Annotated in this window: 24 protein-coding genes; 15 read left to right on the forward strand and 9 right to left on the reverse strand. The window is 56.3% G+C overall.

The window, feature by feature from the left end:
- Positions 1-98 precede the first annotated feature (98 nt).
- Positions 99-2,324 carry a hypothetical protein gene (locus OLTU_RS07315; protein WP_141732099.1) on the forward strand — a complete coding sequence of 742 codons (2,226 nt, stop codon included), beginning with the start codon at positions 99-101 and terminating at the stop codon, positions 2,322-2,324.
- A 153-nt stretch (positions 2,325-2,477) separates the two neighbouring features.
- Positions 2,478-4,523, forward strand: coding sequence for an ATP-binding protein (locus OLTU_RS07320; protein WP_141732100.1), 2,046 nt, complete (start codon positions 2,478-2,480; stop codon positions 4,521-4,523).
- On the opposite strand, the gene OLTU_RS07325 is transcribed toward OLTU_RS07320, so the two are convergent.
- On the reverse strand, positions 4,518-5,387 hold the full coding sequence (locus tag OLTU_RS07325; RefSeq protein WP_176736411.1) for a ChaN family lipoprotein: 870 nt from the start codon (positions 5,385-5,387) through the stop codon (positions 4,518-4,520). The two genes, OLTU_RS07320 and OLTU_RS07325, sit on opposite strands and share 6 nt — an antisense overlap.
- 108 nt (positions 5,388-5,495) lie before the next feature.
- Between OLTU_RS07325 and OLTU_RS07330 the strand changes: the two genes are divergently transcribed.
- Positions 5,496-6,350 (forward strand): SMR family transporter, encoded by an 855-nt coding sequence (locus tag OLTU_RS07330; protein WP_141732102.1) that lies wholly within the window; start codon positions 5,496-5,498, stop codon positions 6,348-6,350.
- Between the two features lie 102 nt (positions 6,351-6,452).
- Positions 6,453-8,684 carry a hypothetical protein gene (locus OLTU_RS07335; protein WP_141732103.1) on the forward strand — a complete coding sequence of 744 codons (2,232 nt, stop codon included), beginning with the start codon at positions 6,453-6,455 and terminating at the stop codon, positions 8,682-8,684.
- A 48-nt stretch (positions 8,685-8,732) separates the two neighbouring features.
- Here OLTU_RS07335 and OLTU_RS07340 read toward each other — a convergent pair whose 3' ends face one another.
- On the reverse strand, positions 8,733-9,311 hold the full coding sequence (locus tag OLTU_RS07340; protein ID WP_141732104.1) for a methyltransferase family protein: 579 nt from the start codon (positions 9,309-9,311) through the stop codon (positions 8,733-8,735).
- A gap of 112 nt (positions 9,312-9,423) precedes the next feature.
- Positions 9,424-10,119 (reverse strand): recombination-associated protein RdgC, encoded by a 696-nt coding sequence (rdgC, locus tag OLTU_RS07345; RefSeq protein WP_176736412.1) that lies wholly within the window; start codon positions 10,117-10,119, stop codon positions 9,424-9,426.
- 204 nt (positions 10,120-10,323) lie between these two features.
- On the opposite strand from rdgC, the gene OLTU_RS07350 reads away from it, so the two are divergent.
- From OLTU_RS07350 to OLTU_RS07370, 5 genes are all read left to right on the forward strand, one after another.
- A complete protein-coding gene (locus tag OLTU_RS07350; RefSeq protein WP_141732106.1) occupies positions 10,324-10,626 on the forward strand; it encodes a hypothetical protein in 303 nt (100 codons plus the stop codon).
- Between the two features lie 61 nt (positions 10,627-10,687).
- Positions 10,688-11,752 carry a response regulator gene (locus tag OLTU_RS07355; protein WP_141732107.1) on the forward strand — a complete coding sequence of 355 codons (1,065 nt, stop codon included), beginning with the start codon at positions 10,688-10,690 and terminating at the stop codon, positions 11,750-11,752.
- A 78-nt stretch (positions 11,753-11,830) separates the two neighbouring features.
- Positions 11,831-12,673: a carboxylating nicotinate-nucleotide diphosphorylase gene (gene nadC, locus OLTU_RS07360; RefSeq protein ID WP_141732108.1), complete on the forward strand. Its 843-nt coding sequence runs from the start codon at positions 11,831-11,833 to the stop codon at positions 12,671-12,673.
- Complete coding sequence (locus OLTU_RS07365; protein ID WP_141732109.1) at positions 12,670-14,181, forward strand: biotin--[acetyl-CoA-carboxylase] ligase; 1,512 nt, start codon at positions 12,670-12,672, stop codon at positions 14,179-14,181. Before nadC ends, OLTU_RS07365 begins: the two co-directional genes overlap by 4 nt.
- A 59-nt stretch (positions 14,182-14,240) precedes the next feature.
- The gene (locus OLTU_RS07370; RefSeq protein WP_141732110.1) at positions 14,241-14,627 is read left to right on the forward strand and encodes a hypothetical protein; all 387 of its coding nucleotides are present in this window, start codon (positions 14,241-14,243) and stop codon (positions 14,625-14,627) included.
- 18 nt (positions 14,628-14,645) lie between these two features.
- Here OLTU_RS07370 and OLTU_RS07375 read toward each other — a convergent pair whose 3' ends face one another.
- The 3 genes from OLTU_RS07375 to mtaB form a co-directional block, all read right to left on the reverse strand.
- The gene (locus OLTU_RS07375; RefSeq protein ID WP_141732111.1) at positions 14,646-15,188 is read right to left on the reverse strand and encodes a DOMON-like domain-containing protein; all 543 of its coding nucleotides are present in this window, start codon (positions 15,186-15,188) and stop codon (positions 14,646-14,648) included.
- A 24-nt stretch (positions 15,189-15,212) separates the two neighbouring features.
- Entirely contained in the window at positions 15,213-15,632 is a 420-nt protein-coding gene (locus OLTU_RS07380) for a VOC family protein (protein ID WP_141732112.1), read from the reverse strand.
- A 308-nt stretch (positions 15,633-15,940) separates the two neighbouring features.
- Positions 15,941-17,296: a tRNA (N(6)-L-threonylcarbamoyladenosine(37)-C(2))-methylthiotransferase MtaB gene (gene mtaB / locus OLTU_RS07385; protein ID WP_141732113.1), complete on the reverse strand. Its 1,356-nt coding sequence runs from the start codon at positions 17,294-17,296 to the stop codon at positions 15,941-15,943.
- Positions 17,297-17,511: 215 nt separating this feature from the next.
- Between mtaB and OLTU_RS07390 the strand changes: the two genes are divergently transcribed.
- From OLTU_RS07390 to OLTU_RS07410, 5 genes are read left to right on the forward strand one after another with little or no spacing between them, the layout of a single operon-like run.
- Positions 17,512-19,515 (forward strand): heme lyase CcmF/NrfE family subunit, encoded by a 2,004-nt coding sequence (locus OLTU_RS07390; protein WP_141732114.1) that lies wholly within the window; start codon positions 17,512-17,514, stop codon positions 19,513-19,515.
- Positions 19,512-20,069 carry a cytochrome c-type biogenesis protein gene (locus OLTU_RS07395; RefSeq protein ID WP_141732115.1) on the forward strand — a complete coding sequence of 186 codons (558 nt, stop codon included), beginning with the start codon at positions 19,512-19,514 and terminating at the stop codon, positions 20,067-20,069. The genes OLTU_RS07390 and OLTU_RS07395 overlap by 4 nt, the downstream gene beginning before the upstream one ends.
- Positions 20,066-20,398, forward strand: coding sequence for a hypothetical protein (locus OLTU_RS07400; RefSeq protein WP_141732116.1), 333 nt, complete (start codon positions 20,066-20,068; stop codon positions 20,396-20,398). Before OLTU_RS07395 ends, OLTU_RS07400 begins: the two co-directional genes overlap by 4 nt.
- Entirely contained in the window at positions 20,391-21,053 is a 663-nt protein-coding gene (locus OLTU_RS07405; protein WP_141732117.1) for a hypothetical protein, read from the forward strand. Before OLTU_RS07400 ends, OLTU_RS07405 begins: the two co-directional genes overlap by 8 nt.
- Entirely contained in the window at positions 21,050-21,316 is a 267-nt protein-coding gene (locus tag OLTU_RS07410; RefSeq protein ID WP_141732118.1) for an efflux RND transporter permease subunit, read from the forward strand. Before OLTU_RS07405 ends, OLTU_RS07410 begins: the two co-directional genes overlap by 4 nt.
- Position 21,317: 1 nt before the next feature.
- On the opposite strand, the gene OLTU_RS07415 is transcribed toward OLTU_RS07410, so the two are convergent.
- From OLTU_RS07415 to OLTU_RS07425, 3 genes are all read right to left on the reverse strand, one after another.
- A complete protein-coding gene (locus tag OLTU_RS07415; RefSeq protein WP_176736413.1) occupies positions 21,318-22,490 on the reverse strand; it encodes an HD-GYP domain-containing protein in 1,173 nt (390 codons plus the stop codon).
- Between the two features lie 191 nt (positions 22,491-22,681).
- Positions 22,682-23,191 (reverse strand): hypothetical protein, encoded by a 510-nt coding sequence (locus tag OLTU_RS07420; RefSeq protein ID WP_141732120.1) that lies wholly within the window; start codon positions 23,189-23,191, stop codon positions 22,682-22,684.
- Between the two features lie 218 nt (positions 23,192-23,409).
- A complete protein-coding gene (locus OLTU_RS07425) occupies positions 23,410-23,904 on the reverse strand; it encodes a hypothetical protein (RefSeq protein ID WP_141732121.1) in 495 nt (164 codons plus the stop codon).
- Positions 23,905-24,108: 204 nt separating this feature from the next.
- On the opposite strand from OLTU_RS07425, the gene OLTU_RS07430 reads away from it, so the two are divergent.
- Entirely contained in the window at positions 24,109-24,555 is a 447-nt protein-coding gene (locus tag OLTU_RS07430; protein ID WP_141732122.1) for a hypothetical protein, read from the forward strand.
- Positions 24,556-24,564 lie beyond the last annotated feature (9 nt).

A 24,564-nucleotide genomic window follows, 5' to 3' on the forward strand; every position in this document is an offset into this window, starting at 1 on the left:
ACATAAAAAAAAAATCCCGATTCCCCAAGACCCACCAGAGTGGGGTCCGATAAGGTTTTTAGTTCTGCTTATCAGAATCACGAGAGGGGAGCCTGCAAATGACTCGTATTTGGGGACAAGGAAAGTTTACGCCCGGAATTATTTTGGGCGGACAAGGAAAGTTTACGCCCGCGATTATTTTAGCCCTGACGCTTGGTCTGGGCAGCGCGTGCAATGATGCCGGGTTTCAATCTGGAAACTCACTCACGCTGGAGCAGGAAACGGCGGCTGCCGCAGATGCCCAGGCGCAGTCCGGTGATGCCACCCCGGAATTTTCGAATCACATTCCGGCCCAGGTGGAAACGACCATGGAATCCAGCAAGAAGCCGGATACCATCATCAACAGCTTTGAGTCTTCGAAGACGCGGGAGGCCAGTTTCCGCTTCAAACTCGAACCCAAAGGTGTCAAGACGGAGTTCACCCTTGAGGACAATCTGGCTCCAGTGACCGATAACTTTACGCAAATCAATCGCCAGCCCCTCACCGATACCTTTACCCAGGGACATGCTGGAACAACGATCCGTGAGGAGTTCGATCAGGCTGCCCGTCAAGGCCTCGCCGATATCCTGGTGGTCATCGATAACTCAGGCTCGATGAAAGAGGAGCAGACCAACCTTTCCTCCAAGCTCAATGAACTGCTGGTGTCCATCAAGGACGCGAGCTGGCAGATCAGTGTGATCACTACCGCTCCCGCTGTGCCAGCCGGTGTTTCCGTTAACACGGCAGCGGCGGAAGGCAAGGAACTTTGCAATACCACTCTCATCAAGTCGGGTGAAGCGGATGCCTCAGAAAAGTTTGCCACGGCTGTGAATGCGGGCATCTCCGGCAGCGGCAATGAGCAGGGGATTCGCCAGTCGGTGGTCGGTCTGCGCTGTACGGAAAAACCCTGGGTGCGGACAGGATCCACTCTGGCGGTCCTGATCGTCAGCGATGAAGATAACTGCAGTAACGATGGTTCGGATTGCGGAAGCCTGCCCTGGGCCAAGGAATCCTATCTGACCAATTATGTGGAAAACACCCTGCAGCGCACCATCGGCAAGAATGCAGGATTCTACGGTATCGTGGCCCCTTCGAAGGCGTTGTGCTCGACCGCCGGCAACGCTGCTCCGCAGTACCTGCGCCTCTTCGATTACAAGGCGAACGGTGCGGTCAATTATGGCAACATCTGTGATGGCAGCTACAAGACCACCCTCAATCGTATTTCCGATAGCATCGCCCTTTTGCTGAACAATCAGTTTGAGCTGAAAACTTTACCGGACGATGGCACTCTGAAACTGAGCCTGCTCCTGAGTGATAACACCACGCGGGCCCTGGATGCCAGCTCCTACACGCGGAACGGCAAGGTCATTTCCTTTGTGGCTGGCAAGGAACCACCCGCTGGTTCCAAAGTCGTCGCGGAATACCGGACCGGTTCCAAACCCATCCTGAGCAGCTTCACGCTGAGCCAGGATCCGGCCGCGGGCACCGTGATCGCCAAAATCAATGGAGCGGCCGCCTCGGCCGGTTCGTATACGGTCAGCGGCCGCACGGTAACCTTTACCAACGCTCCCGCGGACATGGCGACGATCACGCTCGACTATCGGGAAAACAAGGCGCTTCTCGATCGTTTCAAAACCACGGCTGATCCCGTGACAGGTTCCATCAAGGTCAGCGTCAACGGCCAGGCCACGACCGACTTTACCTTTGATGCTGCCAAACGCGAGGTTGTACTCAAAAATCTGCCCGCGGATAACCAGACGGTTGAGATCGGCTATAAGAAGAATGCAGGTCCGCGTCTTGAGTATACGCCTCCTGTGAGTCCGGACGGCCGAAACTTCCAGATTCTGGATCAGACGCAGCCGGTGGCTTTTACCAAAAATGGCAACACCTTCACCATCAGTGCGGATGCCTTCCAGGCCGGCAGGACTTTGACCTTGAGCTATGATGTGCCGGATAACAGCACCAAGGCATTCGAACTCGGCCGCTTGCCGATTGCCGGAAGCACAGACATCGTCGACGCGCAGGGGGACTGCGATCTGGGCGTTGGTTTTGAGATCGTGGACGACAGACTGATCAGCAACTGTGTGATCACAAACGCGATGGAATTTACTTTGAACTACAAATACATCGAAACGGTGAAGATTTTCAAAGTCTTCGATGTCGCTAATCCTGAAGCCGGCGTCTGGACCGTCTATATCAATGGTGAAGCCACCAAGGACTTTGTACGCAGCGGCTCGTCCATTGCGCTCACTCAGGATCCTGGGGCCGAGGCCCGCATCGACATCCACTATACTTTACCCGAATAAGGCAGGATCCCTGTCTTACGGTTCGATGGTTTGCTTACGGGCAGTTGGGATCCTCCCAACTGCTTTTTCGCGTTCCCGTCTGCCTTCAAAGTAAGAACCCGCGTCCCCAAACAACCGATGAGCCTTAAGATACTCAAGCCTTAGAGGATCGGGATGCTGGATTTCCTATCGCAACATTTTCTGGCTGTGCTCGTCACCCTTTCTGTGGCTCTGCTGCTCCTCCTGCAGGTCTGGCAGTTTCATCAGCGGGCTCTGAAAAAGCAGAAGGCCAGCTATGAAAAGATACTCAACACCATGCTCGATGGTTTTATCGTGCAACAGGCCGACGGCACCGTCGTGGGCTTCAATATCGCCGCGCACCGAATCCTCGGCATGACGGAAGACGAACTCCTCGGGCGCCGTACACTGGATCCTCGCTGGCAGACCGTGTATGAGGATGGTTCGAACATTCCGGGTGAGTCCCTTCCCGCCATGATTACCCTGGCCACCGGACAGATTATTCAAAACATGATCATGGGCGTATGCTGGCCCAATGGCGAGAAACGCTGGCTTTCGGTCAACTCCGCACCGCTCTTTGAACAGGATGAAGCCAAACCCAAACATGTTGTCACGACCTTTCAGGATATCACCGAGAGCCGCCGTCTGGCTGAGCAGGCACGGCATGCGCAGGAGCGCCTGGAGCTGGCCCTGCAAGCAGGGAAAGTCGGCATCTGGGAGTGGAATGTCGACACCGGTCACGTCTTCCGCGATGATCAGCTTCATGCGATATATGGCCAAACCCTTGCTCCGGATTTTGCAAGCTGGGTCGCCACGATTCATCCGGATGATCGCACGTCCATTACGGAAGGTTTGCAGCGCATTATCGAGAACGGAAAGGCGATGGATGCCAGGTTCCGGGTTCTTCATCCGGATGGCTCCATCCGGCATATGCGGGCCATCGCCCGGCTGGTTCAGGATTCTGCGAGCCGGACCAGGATCGTCACAGGAGTGAACTGGGATGCCACCGAGCAGGTCGAACGCGAGGAGCGTCTGCAGGAGGCCAAGGAAAAAGCGGAAGAAGCCTCGCGTGCCAAATCTGATTTTTTAGCCAACATGAGTCACGAGATTCGGACGCCACTCAACGGCATTTTCGGAATGCTGTCGCTGCTCAAGAATTCCCAGCTGAGCCAGGCGCAGATGGAAATGCTCCATACGGTCGAATCGTGCAGTGAAGGTCTGCTGACGGTCCTCAATGATGTGCTGGATCTCAGCCGCATTGAAAGCCGGCGCCTGCAGGTGGAACTGGTGCCCTTTGATATCCAGCACAGTGCGCAGGAGGTGGTGAAGCTGCTCCTGCCGCAGGCGGCGCAGAAGAATCTGCCGCTGAACATTGACAGCCGTCCCGACCTTCCGCGGATGGTCATCGGCGATGCCGCCCGATTCAAACAAATCCTTCTGAATCTGCTCAGCAACGCGATCAAATTTACCGAACGCGGCGAGGTGCGTCTCAGCCTCGGTGGACAGGCCCAGGGCCACGAATGCTTTCATTTTGTGATTGAAGTCAAGGATACGGGCATCGGCATCAGTCAGGAGAATCAGCATAAGCTTTTTCAGGCCTTTTCCCAGGCGGATTCCTCAATTTCCCGCCGCTTTGGAGGCACCGGCCTGGGTCTGACCATTTCAGCGTCCCTTGCGGAATTGATGGGCGGTCGGCTGGAAATGGAGAGCGAGCCGGGTCGTGGCTCGACCTTCCGCCTGCAATTGCCTTTGAACATCGCGCGGGATAAACGTCTGCAGTCTGCCGTTGGAGATGTCATCACACGCGTGCGGAACGTTGATCCGGGACGGCGCATCCTGGTGGTGGAGGACAACAAGATCAATCAGATCGTGGTGACCTCCCTTCTGCAGATTCTCGGCTATACGGAGGTGGATGTCGCCGAGGATGGGCTGATGGCTCTGCAGCAGCTGGAGCTGAGGGATTACCATTTGATCTTCATGGATATGCAGATGCCCGGTATGGATGGTCTGACCGCCACCCGCAGGATCCGGGAGCGGGTCAAACACAGACATCTGGTGATTGTGGCCATGACCGCCAACGCCTTTGAAGAGGATCGTCGTCGTTGCCTCGACGCGGGCATGGATGAGTTCCTGGCCAAGCCCTTCACACGCAAGGACCTGGAACGCATCCTGGAGCAGTTCGCGGAACGTCAGGCCTCATGATTTGGGTTTGGAGAATTTTTCCTTCAGACCTACACAAGGATCCTCGCGTTCCACCGGCGGCGTCGTGATGATCTGATCATAAGCCTCAGACCTGGGTTCCGCTCCGGTTTCCGTCATGCCAATACTGTAAATTTTCAGGCCCGGCTTCAAGCGCTTCAGATACCAGGGAATGCCAAAATCCTTGCGGGCATGTCCGGCACCGACGATGAACACGGTCTTGTTCTTTTTGTGCAAACGATGCCAGGCCAGGGCCATCGCCGCATCACGCGCTCTTTGCACGGGAACCATGGTCCGCACGTGATCCTTTGGCAAAAGACGGCAGTGGCCTTCAAAAATTTCCTGTTCCAGTGCGGCCTGAGCCTCGGGTTCCAGGCTGACGTCCAGACCCAGTTTTTTCTGCTCGTCAGGTGTGAAGACGGCGTCATAACCTTTCTGATGGATGATCTTGCTGGTTTCGGGGGCGATATTGCCGGCAATCATCTGAGCCTTGTAACGTGTGGCGGCCATGAACACGGGCTCATAGAGTTGGTAATCAGGCCAGCCGCTGCTCTCCCATTTCAAATTCTGCTTGAGCTCCCCGAGCGAGCGATTGTTTAAAGCGTTCAGAACCGGCTGCTGCTTCCAGTGCGCCTGTTCAAAGACGACGCTGCCGAGTTCCGACCTCTGTCCTATGAGATCCAACACCTGTCTTTGGATGCCATGGTGATGGGGATTGTCATGCTGCTCACCCAGCAGGATCACGTCCGCCTCAATCATGGCCCTGAGCTGCTCGGCGCTCATCAGCTCGACAAGTTCATCCGCGGGTTGCGTGGACACACAGGCCCCGCCAGTCAGCGCGAGAAGAAGCAACCATAAACGCAACACAGGCACCTCCTGGAAAAGTTTGGCATACTGTCCCATAAAAGCACGCGTTCAAGCAAGTTGGAATTCCACGCACTTCTTTGCTACAAGGGAGTGAGAGGGGTGTCCCGCATGTCCGATCAGCTACCGTTTTGGATTGTTCTTCTGTCTGCATTGCTCCACGCAATCTGGAATCTTCAGGCCAAGAAAACTCTGTACAAGGGCGCCTTCCTCTGGTGCATCACGGCCTGGGGCTGTTTCTTCATTTTTCCGCTCGTGGTTTTTTATGAGTGGTCGCGCATCAGCTGGACTCCCATGCACTGGCTCTTTCCTCTGCTCTCCGTGTTTTCGCATGCCACCTACACGTTTTGCCTGGCTGAGTCCTACCGTCGGGTGCCCTTTTCGATCGCCTATCCGGTTTCGCGCGGCCTGGCTCAGGTCTTTATCGTCCTCGCCGGTCTTTTGATTTTCCAGGAAAGGCCCGGGTCCTGGGCTTTGGTCGGTGTGGGTTTGATTCTGATCGGCATTCAGGCCACGGCACCCGGTGCGTTCAAGGATCGTTTGGGACTCCTCCTGCATTCGCCCTGGCCCTTGATGGTGGCTGTTTGCATCTGCTTTTATACCTCGATCGATCATCAGTCGGTGAAGGTCCTGCCGCCTATGACCGTGTGCCTCATTGCCAACGTGGGGCAGTGTGCGATCCTGGCTCGACCCCAGCTGCGGGAATTCGCCAGCATTCCGGCGGCGGAACGCTGGCCCTTCGTCCGGCAGACCATACTCTGGGGTGCGGTGTCCACGGCCGGTTATAGTTTGTTCCTCTATGCCCAGCACATCGGCGGCCTGATCAGTCTCGTCGGCCCTCTGCGGGAAACCTCCGTCCTCATGGGCATGATCCTCAGCTTTTTCGTTCTCAAGGAAGGCTTTCAGTGGCGGAAAATTGTCGCTGCCGGTTTGATCGTCGGCGGTATTTTTCTCATCGATTCCTGAGCCCCGGCAAAAACAGCCTTCCTGATCCCTGCAAAGCTTTCCCAGACAGCCCCGCGTGCAAAGGCCTGCGAGCTGCTAGAATGAAAGCAAGAGGGAGAGTGGATGAAGGAAGGACTCGAAGAATTTCTGAAGCGGATCGAGGCCAAGCCGACCAATGAAACATTGATCGATCGCTTTGTCACGCTGGTGCTTGAGGAGGATGTCCTTGAGCGCATTCTTTATTTGAAAAAGCTGGTGGGGCTTTTGCTGACCCCCAATCCCTATGCGGCCCTGAAAGCGGCAGCCCTGGAGCTGCAGGAAGCTCGCAAGGAAAAGCTCACCAAGGAATATGAAATCGGCGCCCTGAAGGATGTGGAGTCCTGTTTTCTTAAACTGGAGAAAATGGATAACGCAGCCCTGGTGCGCGAAGAGATCAATAAACTGCATAGCGATATGGGACGCGAAAACACCATCACGCGCGGCCGAACTCCGCCGCCCCATATTCCGCAGCCGGAACCGGAACCTGAGCAGGGAGCCTTTTCGGATGTGCCCTTGCCTTCGCGGCAGGCCCGCGTGCATTTCCGTCTTCCCTCTCCGGAATTGGAGGATGACGCTCAGGATGATGAACGCACCGCGCAGCATATCCCGGCGGAAGCCGATGCCATGCCTCCCTCACCGCCACGTGCGGCACAACGCTCGGTTCCACCGATGATGCCGGAGCCCTTCGCACCGCAGTCCCCTCTGGATTCGGATTATCAAACCGATCTTTTCACCTATACGCCCAAGCGGAAAAGTTCTTCATCGGAAAGTTCCAGCTCGTTCACGGGGAAACAGGAATTTTACGATAAGGGCCTCGAGGAATCCGACGACAATCCGGATGGTTCCCGGCGCTCCTCGCTCTCCAAAGTTTCAGGTCTGAAAGTGGGTCCCAATCTTTTGGAAACGCCCGAGGATCGGGATCCTCCGCGCCCCCGCAATATCCAATCCGTTTTTGATACGACGGATGCGTTTGCACCCAAGCAGAACTCCGTTCCAGTCGGCGATCCCGCACCGATGGAGGAAAAAGCCGCGCGCTCCTCCAAGGAAACGAGCAACAAGGGCAAGTCACGCTCGGGTTATGACTCCCAGGATTATGTGCCGGATTCCAATGCGCTGTTTCAGGAATCTCAGCATGTTCATTTTCCGGATACATCGGCCGTTCGCAGTGTGGTCACGCGCCAGGAGAGTCGCAAGGCTTTTTCCTATGATATGGCCGGTTCCTCTGCCGTGGCCGCTTCACCTTTGGAAAATACCGAGATACTGCCTGAATCCAACCTGATGAGCGCCGCCATACCCTTTGATAATGAAGCCACCAAACAGCTGGATCCCGAGGAGCTGGCCCAGGCCGCGATGCCGATCGAACCGGCTTTTCCCCCGCGTGAATTTGATTTGCCGCCCTTTGATTTCCCGGTCCAGAAGGAAGTGAAGGCACCGACCAAAAAGCCGGCCAAGGATCCCTTCGCTGCGGTGCGGGACCAGAATCCCATGGAACGGGACGTCTTTACTCCCGCGCGTGATCCGGAGCCGGAAGCCTTTGCGCCGTCTCGTTCTCCTGCGCCGGTGCATGATCCCTTCGTCAAAGCCAGCAACCAGGCCGATCCTTTCGGTTTGAAAGAGGCCGCACCTCCTGCGAAGCCACGCGATCCCTTTGCCGGAATACGTGAGACTCCGGTGAGGGATCCCATTCCCTTCCCCAAGGAAGTCCCGGAATCCAAAGCGCCGCCGCCCTCCATGCCCGGACCCGTGCCCACGCCGGTCGCGGCTCCACCCAAGGGCCATCCCTTGCCATCGGAACCACGCTGGAATCTTTTGCGCGATCGCCTGCGTCTTTTAACAGGCATTCAGATCAGCCGCAGTCATGCCAGTGATTTTGTGCTCCGTCTGGTCGGTGAAAACGCCAACCGCGAGGAGCAGCAGGAAGTTCTGAGCATACTCATGCGCGTTCTGGAAGGTCCACGCCAACCGGCAGCCGAGCAGCGTTTTCTGGCCTTCCTCTTTGAAGAGTTGCAACCGAAGGCGCTCCATCAACTGCTGAGCGCCTTGAAAATCGGTGATCAAACGGTGGTCTTCTATGTGGATTACCTGCAGGCGCTCCTGAAGGAACGGCAGCTGCGTCGCATGCTCAATGTGATTCATGCCATGATCGTGCCCGGGCTGGATCTCAGCTGGTATCAGGAATCCTATCGCTTTTTGATGATGATCTGGCCGGAGCTTGGCCTGAAGGGTTGGCATTGGCTGGAAGAGGAAGGGCCGATGGCGTTCTGCGATCGGCTGGCCGAGAGAGAGGACCTTTTACCCGCCACGCTGCTCGCTTGAAAATGGCGGAAGCCGCCCCCGCACGTGACAATCGCAGGGGCGCTTATCTTATGCAAACAAAGCCAGCAGGAAGATCAACGAAAAGATCGTGGTCAACGTCCGCTTCTCGCTCTTCAGAGCGGGCGTGAACGTATCCGGCCACATCATTTGATCGAGATTGGGCCAGCGATCGGGAATCCAGCGCGGCACCCGCATCCGATAATCTTCATACTCCTCACCAAATTTCGCGAGCAGCAGGTTCTCTTCATACGCGACGATGAAATAATATTGCACGACGAAGAGCACCACGGTCAGCGCCAACAGCCAAAGACTACCACCAAACACGGTGAAGCCCAGGGTAATCAAAAAGTTGGCAACGTACAGCGGATTGCGGACGAAGGAGAAAGGGCCTTCCGTAATCAAACGCTGCCCCGTGCTCTGGGAGCGCGTACGCGAAATGGTCCCGATGAATCCCACGCTATAGATCCGGAAAAGTTCGCCCAGCATGATCAGAAGCAAACCGATCGTGGCCGATTTCACGGTCGGATGACCGAAGATCAAGAGCAGAAAAATCAGGGGAATGGGCGTATAGTCACGCGCCTTGAAAAACCATTCACCAAGCTCCACGCGGGTCTCTTTATCAAACATCGACTTATTCTCCGGTCAGTAAGGACTATACTTTTACAACCAATTTCTGTCGTACGCAGCTGAAAACGCGCCAACTTACTTCAAATTGACACAAATTATAAAGTTTTTTGTTTCAGAAGGGAGGGGCCTCTGTCTCAATGGCGCGACCAGAGCGAACCGGCAGCGTATGAACGATGCGTTGCAGATATTCGTTCTGCTCGGCGGGGTTTTGCCAGGCCTCGGGATGAATGCCGAGCAAGGGCGGTACAAGCTGGAAGAGGCCCAGTTTATGCGGCTTGCCAAAGGTCTTGCCAAACAGGTCCTCGAAGGCTTCGCGCGCCATTTTGCTCTGTGAAAACAGATAGATGCGATCTTCCTGATCCTTCCAGAAAGCGTCCACATAGCTGACGGAGGGAAGGCTCATGCGCAGAAGCTCCTCCTTTACTTCGTCGACGACCTGTTTTTTCAGAACCCTTGAGGGTTCCTCGGAATCCTGCTGATTATCCCGTTCCGACCAACGCTGCTTGACGATTTCCTGAAGCAGCTGGCCCGGCACGGACCGGCGCTCGATGCGCAGGCGCAGCAGCACGCCGTCTTCGTAGAGGCAGTCGCTGATATCCCAGGCGGTCTGCCGTTCGATAAAGTCCTCAAGCTCCGGGTTGTCGGGCAGGACCCAGCCATAGTCGATTTCACGTGCCGCGGTTTGCAGGGAAATGGGTCGGGCCTGGAAACCGTGCAGTTTTTGATTCATTTCGGCGACAGAAAGCCGCTTTTTCCGCCCCAACACTTGATAACGGGTCAGGGAGAAACTTCCATTCTGGAGACTCACGCACTCACTCCTTTTTTCCGGTCCCATGAGTGTAGTCGGACTCTGCGGCTTAGGCAAGGGCGGTAAACCGGCGTAATGGGTCAGACTGCTGCCGATTTTTGTCAGGATCGCCCAAAGGGGCTGTGGAATGCGGTCTTAAGTTTTGCCGTCAACCGACGACAAGGGATTATAAGATCATCACGACGAATGCTGTGGAGAGTTTACATGGGCGAGCGCCATCCGACAGATTATGAAACCTACAAGGAAATCATGGGCGAACTGATCAAGCCCATCCTTGCCGATGGTCTGGATCCGGAGACATTGAAAAGCCTCTATGAGTCCAAGGCCGTGTACCTGGAAAATCTCCGCATGAAGTGCTTCAAGGAACTGAACAGCCGTCGTGAAACCCACTTCACCTGGGATGACTACGCGCTGGTGCTGCGCGCCATTGAAGAAAACCGCAATCATGTGCGTCAGCTGATTTTGGTTGTGGTCAACGAGAAGTTGGAACGCCGCCTCGCCTCCTGATGCCGCGACAATTCCCAACGCTCTGTGATAAAATGAACCCCACACCGTCAGTGGGGGTTTTATGGCAGAGCGATGGCTGGTCATCGACGATTCATCCACCATTCAACGTGTTATCAAGCTGGCTTTTCAAGGCTATGATGTCGTCATTTCCGAAGCCGACACTTGTCAGGAAGCGGCCCGTGAAATCATGGCCCATCCTCCCTCGCTGGTGATTGCCGATGCTGCGCTTGGTGGCGTGCAGGGCGTGCAGGATTTTCTCGCTCTCAGGGCTCGGGCTCCCGGGGCGCCGTTTATTATTCTGGAAGGCAGTTACGATAATATTGATGAAGCGCAGTTTCGCTCAGCAGGCTTTCTGCATTTTCTAAAAAAACCTTTCGATGGTGCGCAGCTCCTTTCGATCACCCGCCAGGCTCTGGGACGGGCTTTGCCTTATCGTGGTGAAGCCGCTGTTGCTGCTGCGGCCGGAGCCCCCCAGGCGCATGCGCAACCCACCATGACCATGCCGCCGCCACCGCCTCCGGTCCGCTCGGCGCGTTCCGCAGGCGACCCTTCAGGTTTTGGACAGGACGCCATGCATCAGGGATTTGATCTTGGCCTGCATGATCGTGGAGGCACGGTGGCCCCGGATCCCCGCTCCCAAATGTCCGTGGCAGCCGCTCCAGGGGCGGATACGCGAACGATGGCCCAGACCATCGTCTCGGAAGTTCGCAGTGTGGCGCAATCACAGGTGGCCGCTGAGCTGCGTCACATGCAAGGCGCGCCGGCTGCCGATCGCGGCGCCTTTCCCCAGCACGCGGCCCCTGCCCATGCGATGACCGCTTCGGGATCATACGGTCGCAAGGAGAGTCCGGTGAGCTTTTCGCTGGAAGATGACGAGGCTCTGCCACCCCCCACGGCTGCGGCCATGCCTTCAGGTCGTGCTGAAACCGGCTGGGAAGGACCCCGTGCGGCCGGCAGTCATCTCGGCAATATTCTGGAGCCGATGCTGCAGGAAGAAATGGAAAAGCTCGTGCGTGTCGCAGTCGAGGATTATTGCCGCAAGCATTTCGCCGGCATCGCACGGGACCTTATTCAACGGGAACTCGATCGCCTGACCCAGGATCGCAGTCGTCTGCTGATGGATTGAGGTGGGCTTGACGCGGACCCCCTGAGGCTGTATTCCTCGGAAGCGACACCTGGTCGCCATCCGCCAAGGGGGCTTATCATGCACGAATTGCATAGTATCCAGATCGAACCCATTATTCAAAAAGCATTGGAAGAGGACTGGGGTTACGGCGACTGGACCACCGACCTTTGTGTGGAAGCCGATCGTCCCGCGCGCGCCCGCATCATTTGCAAGGAAGCGACCATGGTCGCCGGTGTGGATGTCGCCGCCGCTGTCTTTCATAAAGTGGATCCCCAACTCAACGTCCAGATCAAAGCTCCCAACGGAACGGCCGCGGACAATCGCACGGAACTCCTGTTTGTCGAGGGCCGCGCGCGCAGCATTCTGAAAGCGGAGCGTGTGGCTTTGAATCTGATGGCTCGCATGTGTGGAATCGCCACGCTGACCCGCGAGCTGGTCAAGGCTCTGGAAGGCACCCGCACCCAGCTGCTTGATACCCGCAAGACCACACCGGGTCTGCGTATACTCGAAAAATCAGCGACCGTGATTGGTGGCGCGCGCAATCATCGCTTTGGTCTTTGTGATGGCGTCATCGTCAAGGAAAACCATATCCGCGCCGCCGGTGGCATCAGCGCCGCGCTCGGTCGTTTGCATGAAAGCCTGCCGCCCACGCTGAAGATTGAAGTCGAGACGACCAATCTCGATGAAGTGAAGGAAGCCCTGAGCGCCGGTGCTGATATCATCATGCTCGACAACATGAGCGTGGAGCTGATGAAGGAAGCGGTCGCGCTTATCAACGGCAAGGCCCTGGTCGAAGCCTCGGGGAATGTGCGCCTGCACAATATCCGCGACATCGCCCAGTCGGGTGTGGATTTCATTTCCACCTCATCGGTCATCACCGGAGCCCGCTGGTCCGATCTTTCTCTTCTTTTTGATGTATGAAGATATTCCGCTTTGAGACTCTGGATTCCACCTCGTCTCATGCCACCCGCCTGCTCGAAGGCGGGGAACTCCCGCCCTTTGCCGTGATCAGCCAAAAACAAACGCAAGGCCGCGGGCGCTCGGGCAAGACCTGGGCGAGTCCCGAGGGTGGACTTTACCTGACCGTGGTCTTTGACAGCCGTGAACTCGCCCACACCAAACAGGGCCAATGGCCACTCCTGGCCGCCACGGCCACCGCGCTGTGGCTTCGCCGTGAATTTGGTTTCCGTGCCACCATCAAATGGCCCAATGATCTGCTCTATGCCGGACAAAAGCTGGCCGGCATCCTCTGCGAGAGCAGCGTGCAGGGCGGTGTGTGGGGGCCCATGCTGCTCGGTGTTGGCATCAATGTGCACGAAGCGCCTTCCGTCACCGAGCAACGCAGCATTTCCATCGATCGTATCCTGGGGCGGCCCACCGCGGCGCCTCTGCTCACGCTCGCGGAATCGCTGGCCGAACATCTTCATAGCACCCTGCCGCAGCCGCAGCTCCTGCAGGAATTTTCTGACTTTGCGCTGGAGTCTGGACAGATCTGGGTGGATGCCGCCCGGCACCTTGTGCGTCTTCATCATGTGGATGCCGAAGGCGCCCTGCATGTGCACGACATGAAGAAGAATGCCGAGCAGGTTCTGACCTCGGTCCGACACGATTATCAATGGATCTATCAGCAGGACAAGGGCTGGCCTTTGGTGGTGGCCGATATCGGCAATACCCTCACCAAACTCGCCCTCTTTCGGCAGCCGCGCGTTCGTGGGGATCAGGCGATTTTCATGCGCTTTCATCCCAAGGATCCGCGGGAAAAACTGCTGGAGATCCTGCAGCCCCTGCGGGAGGCCGGTCTACCCGCAGGTTGGCCGGTGCATGCGATCTCGGTGTCCGATCCGGGGCGCGAGGTGGTGGCCCGTGTGCTCAAGGATCTCGGCTATGAACTGGTGGCGGTTCCCAAAAGACCCTTGCACGTCCGCTATGATCGTTATCAGTTTTCCGATCTGGGCATTGATCGCGTGGCGATGGTCGAGGCCGCGCAGGAAGCTCTGCCGGGACGCAATCTGATCGTGGTCAGCGCCGGAACCTGCGTGACCATTGAAGTCCTGCATGGCGACACCCATTATCTCGGCGGTTATGTGCTGCCTGGTTTGCAGATGAAGCTCGACGCGATGCATCAACGCACGGCGCGTCTGCCGCAACTTAAATTATCCGAACTCGACGGCAAGAAGCTGGCGCGCGGGGAACTCCTGGGCCGCGACACGCGCTCGGCCATGCTGCATGGAGTTTTGCACGAAACCAGTCTGGCGGTTATAGGACTGCGCAAGGAATTGGAGCAGGCCTGGCCAGGCACGCAGTGGGAGCTCGTCTGTACCGGAGGCGATGGTGAAATTTTGAGCATTTTACTTGACAGCCTGTTTGTTCCGGGGCTCATATTGCAAGGAGTGCGACTCATGGTTCTCGGTGGATGGACGGAACCCTGAATCCAGGCTAGCATTATGGGGAGTGTTTCATCGCTTTGGAAATTCCCCAGGAGGAAGTTATGCGATTTCTCGCTATCGTCTTTGGTCTCGCTCTCACAGGTGCATGCACTACGATTCCAAACCAGGCTGATGTGGAAGGCAAGGTTGACTCCTGGCTTGGTATGGATGCCAGCACGGTGAAGCAAACCTGGGGCGAGCCCACACAGGAAGTGAATGTCGGTACGGATTCCAAGGTTGTCCAGTACAGCTCGGCGGACAGTGAAGAGAGCTGCCGCGTGGTTCTGACTTTCAATGCTCAAGGTGAAGTGGTCGCCACACGCTGGACCGGTGCCGATCAGGAATGCCAGTCCTTTGTGAAGGCCTCACCCGCTTACGACATGACCCTGGGCGAAGAGACCAACATGGCGATTCTGGAAGCTGTCGAAAATCTTCAAAACCGCTTCTGAATCGTGCTGGGCCGTCCTTTAATTCGGACGGCCTTCGCCCAGAAAACTCTCCGGCCGATGAAAATCCGGCTTGTCCCCCGCATGATGCAAAGCCCAGTATTGTTTTTCCCCGCTCTTGAAATGCAAAACCGCCGTCAATCCATAACGCAGTTCGTGCCGGTCCGTGGTGAAGGCCTGAGGCAGAGGAATTTTCACCTGCAAGAGCAGCTGATGGTCGTTGCGAATCCAAAGGAGAGGTTCCAGGGGCTGCAGCCTTTGCGCTTCGCCTGAAGGCTGACGATAGGATTGGAAATGATAGTAGGCCCAGTTCCCGCTGGGACTGAAATTCCATTCCTCATAAGCCGGCTGCCCGGCCTCCTGCAAAAAGATTTCGAGGCAGGTCGTGGTCCAGAGTTCATCGCGGAACTGCGGATTGACCACTATCATGGGCAGCGCGAGGTCATCAATCGGCCCCTGCACGCGATAGCGAAGCTCCAGGACGTCCGCCCGGAAGTCGAGATCGCAGAGAATTTTGAAGGCGGCCGCGGCCGGTGTGGGGGCAAAAGGTTGAAGTTGTTCCATGCAGGTCCTTTCCTGAAGCGCGATTTACCAGCTTCCCGTGTTCGGCATCGACGCCCAGGGCTCAGCCGGAGCCAGGGCCGGACCTTTCTGAAGCAATTCGATCGAGATGCCATCGGGCGACTTGACGAAAGCCATGCGCCCATCACGAGGCGGACGCAGGATGGTGACTCCCCCGGCCTGCAAACGGTGGCAGATCTCGTGGATATCATCTACCTCATAGGCGAGATGTCCAAAATTCCGCGCGTTGCCATAGGAATCGGGCACATCCCAATTATAGGTCAATTCCACTTCCGGTTCACCCGGTGCGGTGGCAAGAAAAATCAAGGTGAAGCGACCTTCCGGCGATTCCTTGCGCCGTGTTTCCAAAAGGCCCAGGAGCTTGCAGAAGAAATGCAGCGATTCGTCCACATCGCGAATGCGCAGCATGCTGTGAAGATACTTCATGGCTGTCTCCGTTCACGGCATTGGGTTGCGTTGATACCTGGGGTTGTCGGGAGGGGAGATCAGGCAGAAGCCACCTCGTGCGACAAGGCTCTTTCCCTTGTAACAAAAACCGAGGCGGTCGTGAAAGAAAAAACCCCGTTCACGCAGACGTCAAACGCCAGGGCCGGTCGTTTTTCATGCGTGATACGCTGGTCTGGGCAAACGGGGTTATCGCAGTGAGTGCAGGGCCAGAGGCTGCAGTGACAGCCGCTGATACTGAACTCTCTTCATGGTAACACCATGCCTCTCAAACCGCAGCTGTCTCTGGGTCACGACAAAATCTTGCCAAGCAGCCGCTGATTTTCCACAAAACCTTTCAGGTGAACTCTTTGGATCACACCGGCTTCCGCGATCGCGTGACTGGGGGCGCAGACTTCCAGATAATTTGTGCTCTTGCCGAGCCGGCGTCCCTGGCTGTCCACATCGTTTTCCCAGAGGACTTCCGTCTCCTGACCAATAAAGCGCCGCGTGTAGTCATGCTTCAAGCGATCGGACAGCTCGCGCAGCAGGCGGGCCCGTTCCTTGACCACCTCCGGCGCCAGGTGGCCGGGCATTTTTTCCGCCGCGGTATTGGGGCGTTTGGAATAGGGGAACACGTGCAAATAGTTCAGACCTGTGCGTTCGATGAACTCAAGCGTGGCGGCAAAGTCCTGGTCGGTTTCACTCGGAAAACCGGGAATCACGTCCGCACCAAAGTTGGCGTTGGGAAAATAGCTGCGCGCCATCGCCACGTTTTCCGCATACTGGCGGCTGTCATAGGTTCTTCTCATCAACTTCAGAATACGATCATGACCCGATTGGAGGGGCAGGTGAAAGTGGTCGCAGAAGATGTCAGGTCTTTGGCTCAGCGCCTTCAAAAGATCCTCGGTCAGCTCCCGTGGTTCCAGCGACGAGATGCGGATGCGCACCATATCGGGCCAGCTGAGCAGTTCCCGAATTAACGCCACGAAGCCATCGTCCTGGCCGATGTCAACGCCATAGTCACCGATATGAATGCCGGTGAAAACGATTTCTTTCACACCGAGGTCGATGAGACGGCGCACTTCACGGGTGACTTCCGCCGGGGCCACGCTGCGGGATGCGCCGCGGGCATAAGGGATCAGGCAGTACGTGCAGAACCCATTGCAGCCGTCCTGGATTTTGAGGAAGGCGCGGGTCTGCGTGGAGTCGGCTTCCAGCATGGTCAGCGAGGATTTGAAATGCCCCTGACGATTGCCGCTCACAGCCTTGACGTGAGAAGGCAGTTTGGTGCTGACCGGCGCGGCCAGGCCCTGGGCCTTGCGATCGGCGAAAGCATGCGTGGCCTCCACGATCAGATCCTTGGTCTGGTTGGGAAAGACGAGATCAACCTCGTCCATCTCGACCAGCCTTTGCGAATCAGTCTGGGCATAGCAGCCGGTGGCCACGACGATGGTCTCGGGGTTTTCGCGACGGAACTTGCGCAAAAGGTAGCGTGCTTCCTTGTCCGCGTTGTCGGTCACGCTGCAGGTATTCAGGACAGAAACCGTGGCCGCAGACGGATCATCGACCAGGTCATAGCCGAGCGCCTTGAATTGATTTTCAATCGCATGGCTGTCGTAACTGTTCACCTTGCAGCCCAAAGTTTTTACGTACACGGTTGGCATAGCGCGCTTTCCTTGATCATCCACTGAACGTCATTACACGCGCAAGATTTACGGAATTCGAGCCAGGAAGGCAAGATAAGACTTTGAGAAGGGAATTCGATGCTTTATATGTGGCAGCTTCAAGCCTTGGGCTGATGACGGGCGGGATCGTGATGGGGTAGAATGAAACCTCACATATCCCGTACCATGGGGAGTAAGTGCGCAGTGAGGTGCCAATGCTCGCGAACTACGGCTTCTTTTTGATCTTTCTCTGTTTCCTTTGCAGTGTCTACGGGTTTGCATCAGCCATATTGGCTGCTTACTGGCGGCACAAACGGCTCTATCTCTCCTCCAAACTGGCCATGACGGTCACCTGTGCCGCAGCGTTGAGCGCCGCGGGACTTTTGATCTACGCCTTCTATCACCGGGATTACTCGGTGGCGTATGTGTTCAAGAACTCGAGTAACGACCTGCCCGCGTTTTACACGTTGACCGCGTTCTGGTCCTCGCTGGAAGGCTCCCATACGCTGTGGACGTCGCTGCTGGCTATCATGGGCACGATCGCTGTCTGGACCAGTTCCAAGGACAACGAACATATCATGCCTTACGTGTCGGCGTCGCTGCAGGCGGTGCTGGCCTGGATGTTCTATCTGGCCATCACGCATTCCGATCCCTTCGTTGGCAACCTGCCGGCGCCCCCCAACGGTCGCGGCATGAATGAGCTTCTGCAAAACTATTACATGGCCATTCACCCGCCGACGCTTTTCGTCGGTTACACACTGCTGGGTGTGCCCTTCGCTTACTCCATCGCGGCTCTGTGTTACGGTGATATCACCGAAGGCTGGCTGAAAACCGTGCGGCGCTGGACTTTGGCGGCCTTCTGTTTCCTCACCGCGGGTATCGCTCTGGGTGGACGCTGGGCCTATGTGGAACTCGGCTGGGCAGGTTACTGGGCGTGGGATCCGGTGGAAAACTCGAGCTTTATGCCCTGGCTTCTGGGGACTGCGCTGCTCCACTCGCTGCTGGTTCAGGAAAAGCTGGGTCACTTGAAAAGGCTGAGCATCGTTCTGGGCATCGGCGCCTTCTTTATGAGCTATGTGGGAACCTTCCTCACGCGCTCGGGTGTGGTGTCCTCGGTGCACTCCTTCGCGGAATCCCCGATCGGTCCCAACTATCTTTATTTTCTGGCCAGTACGATCATTATCTCGTCCGGAATTTATGCGTTCCGCGCGCCCTCCATCCTCCCATCTGACACGGAAAAGGTGTGGGGCGTGTCCAAGGAATCCGCTCTGGTCATAACCCAATTCCTGCTGCTCTCATTCGCTGCGATTATTTTCATCGGCACCATGTTTCCGATCGTGTCGGAAGCCATCACCGGTCAAAGGATTTCGGTGCAGGCGCCTTACTTCAATATGTTTGCTCCCTGGGTGGGCCTGGGCTTGATTCTTGGTATCGCGATCGGCAACCTTATGCGCTATCAGTCCGATAAGATCCCGAACGGCAAGAAAATTGTCATGGGCGCGATCATCTTCGCCATACCGGTCACCATGTTTCTGATTTACATGGGCGATGTGATGGCCACGCGCAAGACCTCGTCGCTGATTGCGCAGTTGGTTGGTCTTTATCTGGCCTCGTGGACTATCGGCTGTCTCTGCGGTGACCTCTACTTCCGCTTGAAGGACCTGCGCTTCAAGTATGGCCTCTTCTTCCAGCGCAACCTCGCCTACTTCGGCGGCTGGGTCGCCCACGTTGGTATGATGGTGGCCATCATCGGTTTCCTCGGCAACTACCGCGGGCTGGAGGAACGCGTCACGGTGCACGCGGGCGAAAACTTCTCGCTCTTCGGCTACCGCTTCGAGTTTGGACAGGAAGGGATTCTGGTGAAGCAGGTGGAGAACGCCACGAACTATGAAGCCCACCTCAAGATTTTCCGGGAGAAGGATGGCGTCATGATCGAGGACGCTCATCCGGCGCAAAGCCGCTATCCGACCAAGGATCAGACGTTCAATGAAATCGCCATCACGGGCAATATCTGGCATGATCTTTACGTGGTGCTGGTCGACTTTGATAAGGTCACGGGCAAACGCGTCACCTTCCAGGTGAACCTGAATCCGACGGTGCGCTTTGTCTGGCTGGCGATCGTGCTGATGGTTCTGGGAGGTTTGATCGCCATGTTTGACAAATATCGCGGCAATCGCAGTCGTGATGTGGTGGCTGGTGCCTGGGAGGTCAATGGATGAGACAGTTTCGTTTGGCGCTGGCCGCCGGTCTTCTGGCGTTCGCATCCACCATGGCCCTGGCTCAGGCACCGGAAACGGCTCCAGGCATGCCGCCTGCGCCTGCCGCCTCGGAAGCGGCTGAGAGCAACGAAGCCGGATACAGAGGGCTCCTGGGCTCCGACAAGGATAACGATGGCGAGTTCCGTGATATCGCCAAGGAGCTTCGCTGTCCCACCTGTACCGGTCTGAGTGTTCTGGATTCAGACGCCAGCTTTTCGGTACAGATCAAGGATCAGGTGCATGAGCAGATGAAGCTCGGCAAATCCAAGGACGATATCATCAAATACTTCGTGGACCGCTATGGACCCTGGATCATGCGGGAACCGCCCAAGGAAGGTTTCAACCTTCTGGCCTGGGCCCTGCCGATTGGTCTTTTGATCGGTGGCCCGATTTTGATCTGGCTCCTGGTCTGGCGCCGCCGGGTGCAGTTCAATGCCCACGGGGTCCGCAGTACGGAAGCTCTGATCAAGGAAATGCATGATCGGCTGCAGCTCATGAAGGAGAAGAAAGGATGATGATTGTCTTTGCGGCTTCCATATCCGTGCTCGCGGTGCTGATCATTCTTTCGCCTTTCTTTTTTGGCAAGGGCGGGCAGTTGCAGGCCGCGGCCTCCATCAATTCTCTGGATAAGCTTGAAGCGGTCAAGGAAAGCATCCTGAAGCGCTTTTTGGAAGATGAACGCGCCTTTGAAGAAAAAAGGATCTCGAAGATGGCTTGGGAACAACGGCGGCAGTATCTGAGCAACCGCTATATCGATGCGGCCCGCCGATTGGATTACCTGCAGAATTTGGCCAAGGAACAGGCCGCTGCCACAAGCCAGGGAAAGGGATCCACGCATGGTTAAACTGAAATTCGTATTCGCGACGCTGCTGCTGGCTTTTTCCATGCAGGCCGCGGCCGCGGCTCAGGTCAGCAACAAACACATCTTCGTCCTTTATCCCGGCGTCGACTCAGTGTTTGGCAGTTATATCTTTATGGTTCAAAACCCAGGTGAGCAGCCGGAACGCTTGAGCTTCCCCGTGATGCTGCCGACCGAGACCATCGACTTTCAGGCCCAGGAAGGTCTGGCCCCGAACGAATTGAACCTGGGAGCCGACGGCGGTCTCACGATCGACAAGACCTTCCCGCCTGGGGACACCTTGATTACGATCGGCTTCAAGGTTCCGGCCAACCTCGGCACGGGGAACATGACGATCAAGGCCGGCGAAGCCTTCGAGTCGCTCGGCATGTTTGTGTTTGAAGGCCAATTCCAGATCACCGGACCGAATCTTGATATTCGGCGGAACGTGGATTTCTCGGGTCGGACCTATGATACCTATACCCTCATGAAGGGTGAAGCCGGACAGACCTATCAGCTGGGGCTTCAGGGCATACCCGAAGGTCGTGGCCGGCTCTGGATCATCGGCTGGGTGGCTGGCTTGGCGCTGCTTGTGATTGCTGTGGCTCTGGCCTGGTTCTCCCGACCGAAAATTCCACAAGGGGCGGAAGACGCAATTTGAAAAAGATTCTGATCCAAGGCGTAGTGCTGGCCGCCCTGATTGTTTTTTTCTTCAAGGGTGGCATGAGGCTCCTGCTGCTCGGCTGGCGCCTCATCGTGCCTGTTGTCCTGGTGACGATCGCCTATTTTGCCGTGCGGCACGTGATGCAGAAGAAAAAGGTCGGTTCCAGGCCCGATGCGGATTCCCTGGGCAGCGGGCAGCCGATCACGATCTGCCCTCACTGCCATAAACCCAAAGGTTCCTGTCCCAAGTGCCAGGCCTGAATCAGGCACTGTTCTTGCGAATCCGGGTGCCAAGGCCCGGGTCCACCATGATGATCTTCCCCGCCGCCAGAGCCTTCTTCTCCAAAACATCGTAGCGAATCAGCGTTTTCTGAATATGCTTTTCAAAATTACGGAAAATGATGGGATCATAATCCGCGGCCGCATTGTGCATGATGCTCAGCGCTTCGCTGGCACTATAAGCTTCCTTGTAAACCCGTTTCATCAGCAGAGCGGAATACACATCGGCAATGGACACGATGCGCGCAAAGAGATGGATGCCGTGCTCATGTTCCTCCGCACGGCCTTTTCTGCCAAAGGGATAGCCGCGGCCGTTGAATTTTTCATGATGTTCAAGGGCTACACGGGCGACATTGCGGTCGATGACCGAACCCTGCTCGATGGCGCGACAAATCTCTTCATAGCCCAGCGTGGTGTGCAGCTTCATCCTTTCGAATTCCTCGGGTGTGAACCGCCCAGGCTTGTTCAAAAGGGAATGCGGCACACAGGTTTTCCCGACATCATGATAAAGCCCGCTCTGGGTGATGATAACCGAGTCCTCACGGTTGCGCCCGAGCATGGTGCGGGCGATGACCCCGGACATCATGGCCACCGACGCGCTGTGATCATAAAGCGTGGGATCCGCCTGTACCATGCGGCTCAGAGTGCCAACCGCCACTTCACATTCCATGAGGCTGCTCACCAGGATGCTGGCGGCTTCCCGTGCCTGGGCCGCCACCTGAGGGCTTAGGCCACCCCGTACCATCATCTGGCTGGCGCGGCTGAGATTCACGAAGGAACGAATCACCTGAGGGTCCAGCAAGGGATCCCGCCGCAGCAGCTGCTCGATCTTTTTTTCACGAACCTCATTGATCAAAGCCTCAAAGCGTTTGAAGTCCTTGGCTTCGACGCAGATATCGACGTTATCATATTCCCGATTGCGGGCCGCAATGATTTGATGGACGAGCTGATGGGAAAAGGATGCCGGTACGATGAATTCAATCATCTCGTCATCGACGCGGAAATAAATGGTGAAGCTGATGGCCTTCACTTCCAGAAGGTAGTGAAAGAGTTCCAGACTGATGCTTTGAAATTGATGGGCGGCCGCTTCGGACAGCTGGAAAATGCGGCAACGGGCTCGCGTCTCTTTCGAGATGATGTACCGCTTGATCTTCATTGCAGTCGTCCTTGTGAGGAGTGACCTCATAAAGATCGGCTGCCATGGCCAACCCTGAAGCAGGAGCCCAGGGCGCCTCATTTCATTCATGGTTTCCGGAGTCTGGAAAAAAATGTTCGCAGGTAAATCTTGGGGGAAAAAGGCGGCGGACATAAAAAAACCTCCCCAAAGGGAGGTTTTCAACTTGAAGCTTACTTATTCTGACCGGGATCGTTCTGGCCCGGCTCGTCATCATGATCACAATCTTCATCGTGGTCATGGTCTTCATCACAGTCCTTGCCATCCTTGCCATCGTTCTGCCCAGGATTTTGACCCGGTTCATCGTTGGGGTTGGGGCAGTTCTTGCCGTTGTCATCGTTTTGTCCAGGATTCTGACCTGGTTCATCATCACAATGGGGCGGCGGAACAACCGGACAGTCCTTGTCACCTTCCTCGCAATTAGGATTTGGTGTCGGGGTCGGGGTCGGGGTGGGCGTTGGTGTCGGGTCCACTGTGGGGCAATCCGTGGTACCAGGGGTACACTTGTTCGGATCGATGGTCACGCAGGTCTCGCCGGGCTGGCAGACAACGGGTGGCTCAACAACAAGCTCAGAGTCCTTTTTGTCCTTTTTCTTGCCTTTGCCCATGAACTTGGCATTGTCACAGGCGCTGCCCAAAAAGATAAGGGTCAGCAGAAGGCTTGGGATCATTGGCTTACGCATCTTAAAAACCTCACAGGGTCGATAGTGATTGGGTTCTGCGCGAAGACGTCTTTTGGACGTGTCGTTCTTCTAGCACAAAATCCAGGCAAGTCAAGCAATTTTGACTATCTTAAGGAGGGCGGAAACCCGGCCAGCGCAGCGTTTTGCGCTTCATGCCGGTCCAGGACCGCGCCATCAGTCAACTGCCGGGGCAGGGCCCCGACAGGGATGACTCTCATTCAATTCTGACTTGGGTCATCATTCTGACCCGGGTCATCACTTTGTCCTGGATCATCAGGACCTTGGCCTGGACAGTTGATGCCATAGAGCAGGCACTCGTCCGGGATAGGGCAGGTGCCCGTCAGGTAACAATCCGGGTCGGTCCCTGGATCTTCGGGCGTGCCGGGATCTTCGGGGTTGCCAGGATTGTCCGGAGTCTCAGGAGTCCCAGGGGTTCCAGGATTCCCGGGATTGTCCGGGAGTCCTGGATCACCTGGATTATCATCATCAGGGGTATCCACAGGCGTCTCAGGATCGGAGGGGCCTGGCGTCTCAGGAGTGGTCCCTGGGGTTTCCGGTGTCGTCACGGGAGTGTCGGTCGTTGGATCCGTAGGGGTCGAATTTTCGTCACCGCTAAGTCCACTTTTCCCACTAAATTTCGCGGTGTTACAGGCTGTAGAGAGCGTGATCAAGGCGATCAGGGCCAGAGAGCAGGGGAGATTCAGCAACTTCATAATCCACCTCAGTAAAACAGCAACAGCTTCAAGTCCAATTTGCGCAACGCCAGTTCGACGTTATGAGGTAGATACCCTAGCCATGCCTTTGTGTCAACGTTATTTTGACGTAATTTCGAAAATAATATAAAAGTAAAAGCAAAACAATTGGTTAGGGAAAATTTTCCCGGTATGATAGTCTGGATTGTTCATGGGAGATTAGGAATGAAGCGTATTACATTGATAGGGATCCTCATCGTGGGTTTGGTGGCCGTTATCGCGGTCAGCGTCGCGTTCAATACTGGTGAAAAATCGCCTATTTACGTCGCCGGGACGGTCGAGCTGCCAGCCGAGTATCAGGCGGATGCCGCGGGCATCCAGACCATGTTTGTGACGATTTTTGATGAGGAATCACCGATGCCTATGCCCTATGGGGCCATGAAGGAGCACCTGCCGGCCGACCTCAGTCAGCCCATCGAATTCGCGCTGACGAAGGAAAAACTCCAGATCATGAATCCGGACGCTCGGGCGCCCCGCTACATGCGGGTCAAGGTTCGTTTTGATAAGGACGGCATGGGTGGCGCTGATCAGCCGGGTGATCTGGTCGGTCAGGTCGAGCATGTTCAATTTGGCACCAGCGGACTGCGTATGAAAATCCAACAGAAAATCTAGCCTGGACCT

The sequence above is a fragment of the Oligoflexus tunisiensis genome, assembly GCF_001748245.1.
Lineage (GTDB): Bacteria > Bdellovibrionota_B > Oligoflexia > Oligoflexales > Oligoflexaceae > Oligoflexus > Oligoflexus tunisiensis.

Bases quoted from the DNA above. Each gene is read 5' to 3' on its own strand.
- OLTU_RS07315 (WP_141732099.1), top strand. From the start codon at position 99: ATGACTCGTATTTGGGGACAAGGAAAGTTTACGCCCGGAATTATTTTG.
- OLTU_RS07320 (WP_141732100.1), top strand. From the start codon at position 2,478: ATGCTGGATTTCCTATCGCAACATTTTCTGGCTGTGCTCGTCACCCTT.
- OLTU_RS07330 (WP_141732102.1), top strand. From the start codon at position 5,496: ATGTCCGATCAGCTACCGTTTTGGATTGTTCTTCTGTCTGCATTGCTC.
- OLTU_RS07335 (WP_141732103.1), top strand. From the start codon at position 6,453: ATGAAGGAAGGACTCGAAGAATTTCTGAAGCGGATCGAGGCCAAGCCG.
- OLTU_RS07340 (WP_141732104.1), bottom strand. From the start codon at position 9,311: ATGTTTGATAAAGAGACCCGCGTGGAGCTTGGTGAATGGTTTTTCAAG.
- OLTU_RS07350 (WP_141732106.1), top strand. From the start codon at position 10,324: ATGGGCGAGCGCCATCCGACAGATTATGAAACCTACAAGGAAATCATG.
- OLTU_RS07355 (WP_141732107.1), top strand. From the start codon at position 10,688: ATGGCAGAGCGATGGCTGGTCATCGACGATTCATCCACCATTCAACGT.
- nadC (WP_141732108.1), top strand. From the start codon at position 11,831: ATGCACGAATTGCATAGTATCCAGATCGAACCCATTATTCAAAAAGCA.
- OLTU_RS07365 (WP_141732109.1), top strand. From the start codon at position 12,670: ATGAAGATATTCCGCTTTGAGACTCTGGATTCCACCTCGTCTCATGCC.
- OLTU_RS07370 (WP_141732110.1), top strand. From the start codon at position 14,241: ATGCGATTTCTCGCTATCGTCTTTGGTCTCGCTCTCACAGGTGCATGC.
- OLTU_RS07375 (WP_141732111.1), bottom strand. From the start codon at position 15,188: ATGGAACAACTTCAACCTTTTGCCCCCACACCGGCCGCGGCCGCCTTC.
- OLTU_RS07380 (WP_141732112.1), bottom strand. From the start codon at position 15,632: ATGAAGTATCTTCACAGCATGCTGCGCATTCGCGATGTGGACGAATCG.
- mtaB (WP_141732113.1), bottom strand. From the start codon at position 17,296: ATGCCAACCGTGTACGTAAAAACTTTGGGCTGCAAGGTGAACAGTTAC.
- OLTU_RS07390 (WP_141732114.1), top strand. From the start codon at position 17,512: ATGCTCGCGAACTACGGCTTCTTTTTGATCTTTCTCTGTTTCCTTTGC.
- OLTU_RS07395 (WP_141732115.1), top strand. From the start codon at position 19,512: ATGAGACAGTTTCGTTTGGCGCTGGCCGCCGGTCTTCTGGCGTTCGCA.
- OLTU_RS07400 (WP_141732116.1), top strand. From the start codon at position 20,066: ATGATGATTGTCTTTGCGGCTTCCATATCCGTGCTCGCGGTGCTGATC.
- OLTU_RS07405 (WP_141732117.1), top strand. From the start codon at position 20,391: ATGGTTAAACTGAAATTCGTATTCGCGACGCTGCTGCTGGCTTTTTCC.
- OLTU_RS07415 (WP_176736413.1), bottom strand. From the start codon at position 22,490: ATGAAGATCAAGCGGTACATCATCTCGAAAGAGACGCGAGCCCGTTGC.
- OLTU_RS07420 (WP_141732120.1), bottom strand. From the start codon at position 23,191: ATGCGTAAGCCAATGATCCCAAGCCTTCTGCTGACCCTTATCTTTTTG.
- OLTU_RS07425 (WP_141732121.1), bottom strand. From the start codon at position 23,904: ATGAAGTTGCTGAATCTCCCCTGCTCTCTGGCCCTGATCGCCTTGATC.
- OLTU_RS07430 (WP_141732122.1), top strand. From the start codon at position 24,109: ATGAAGCGTATTACATTGATAGGGATCCTCATCGTGGGTTTGGTGGCC.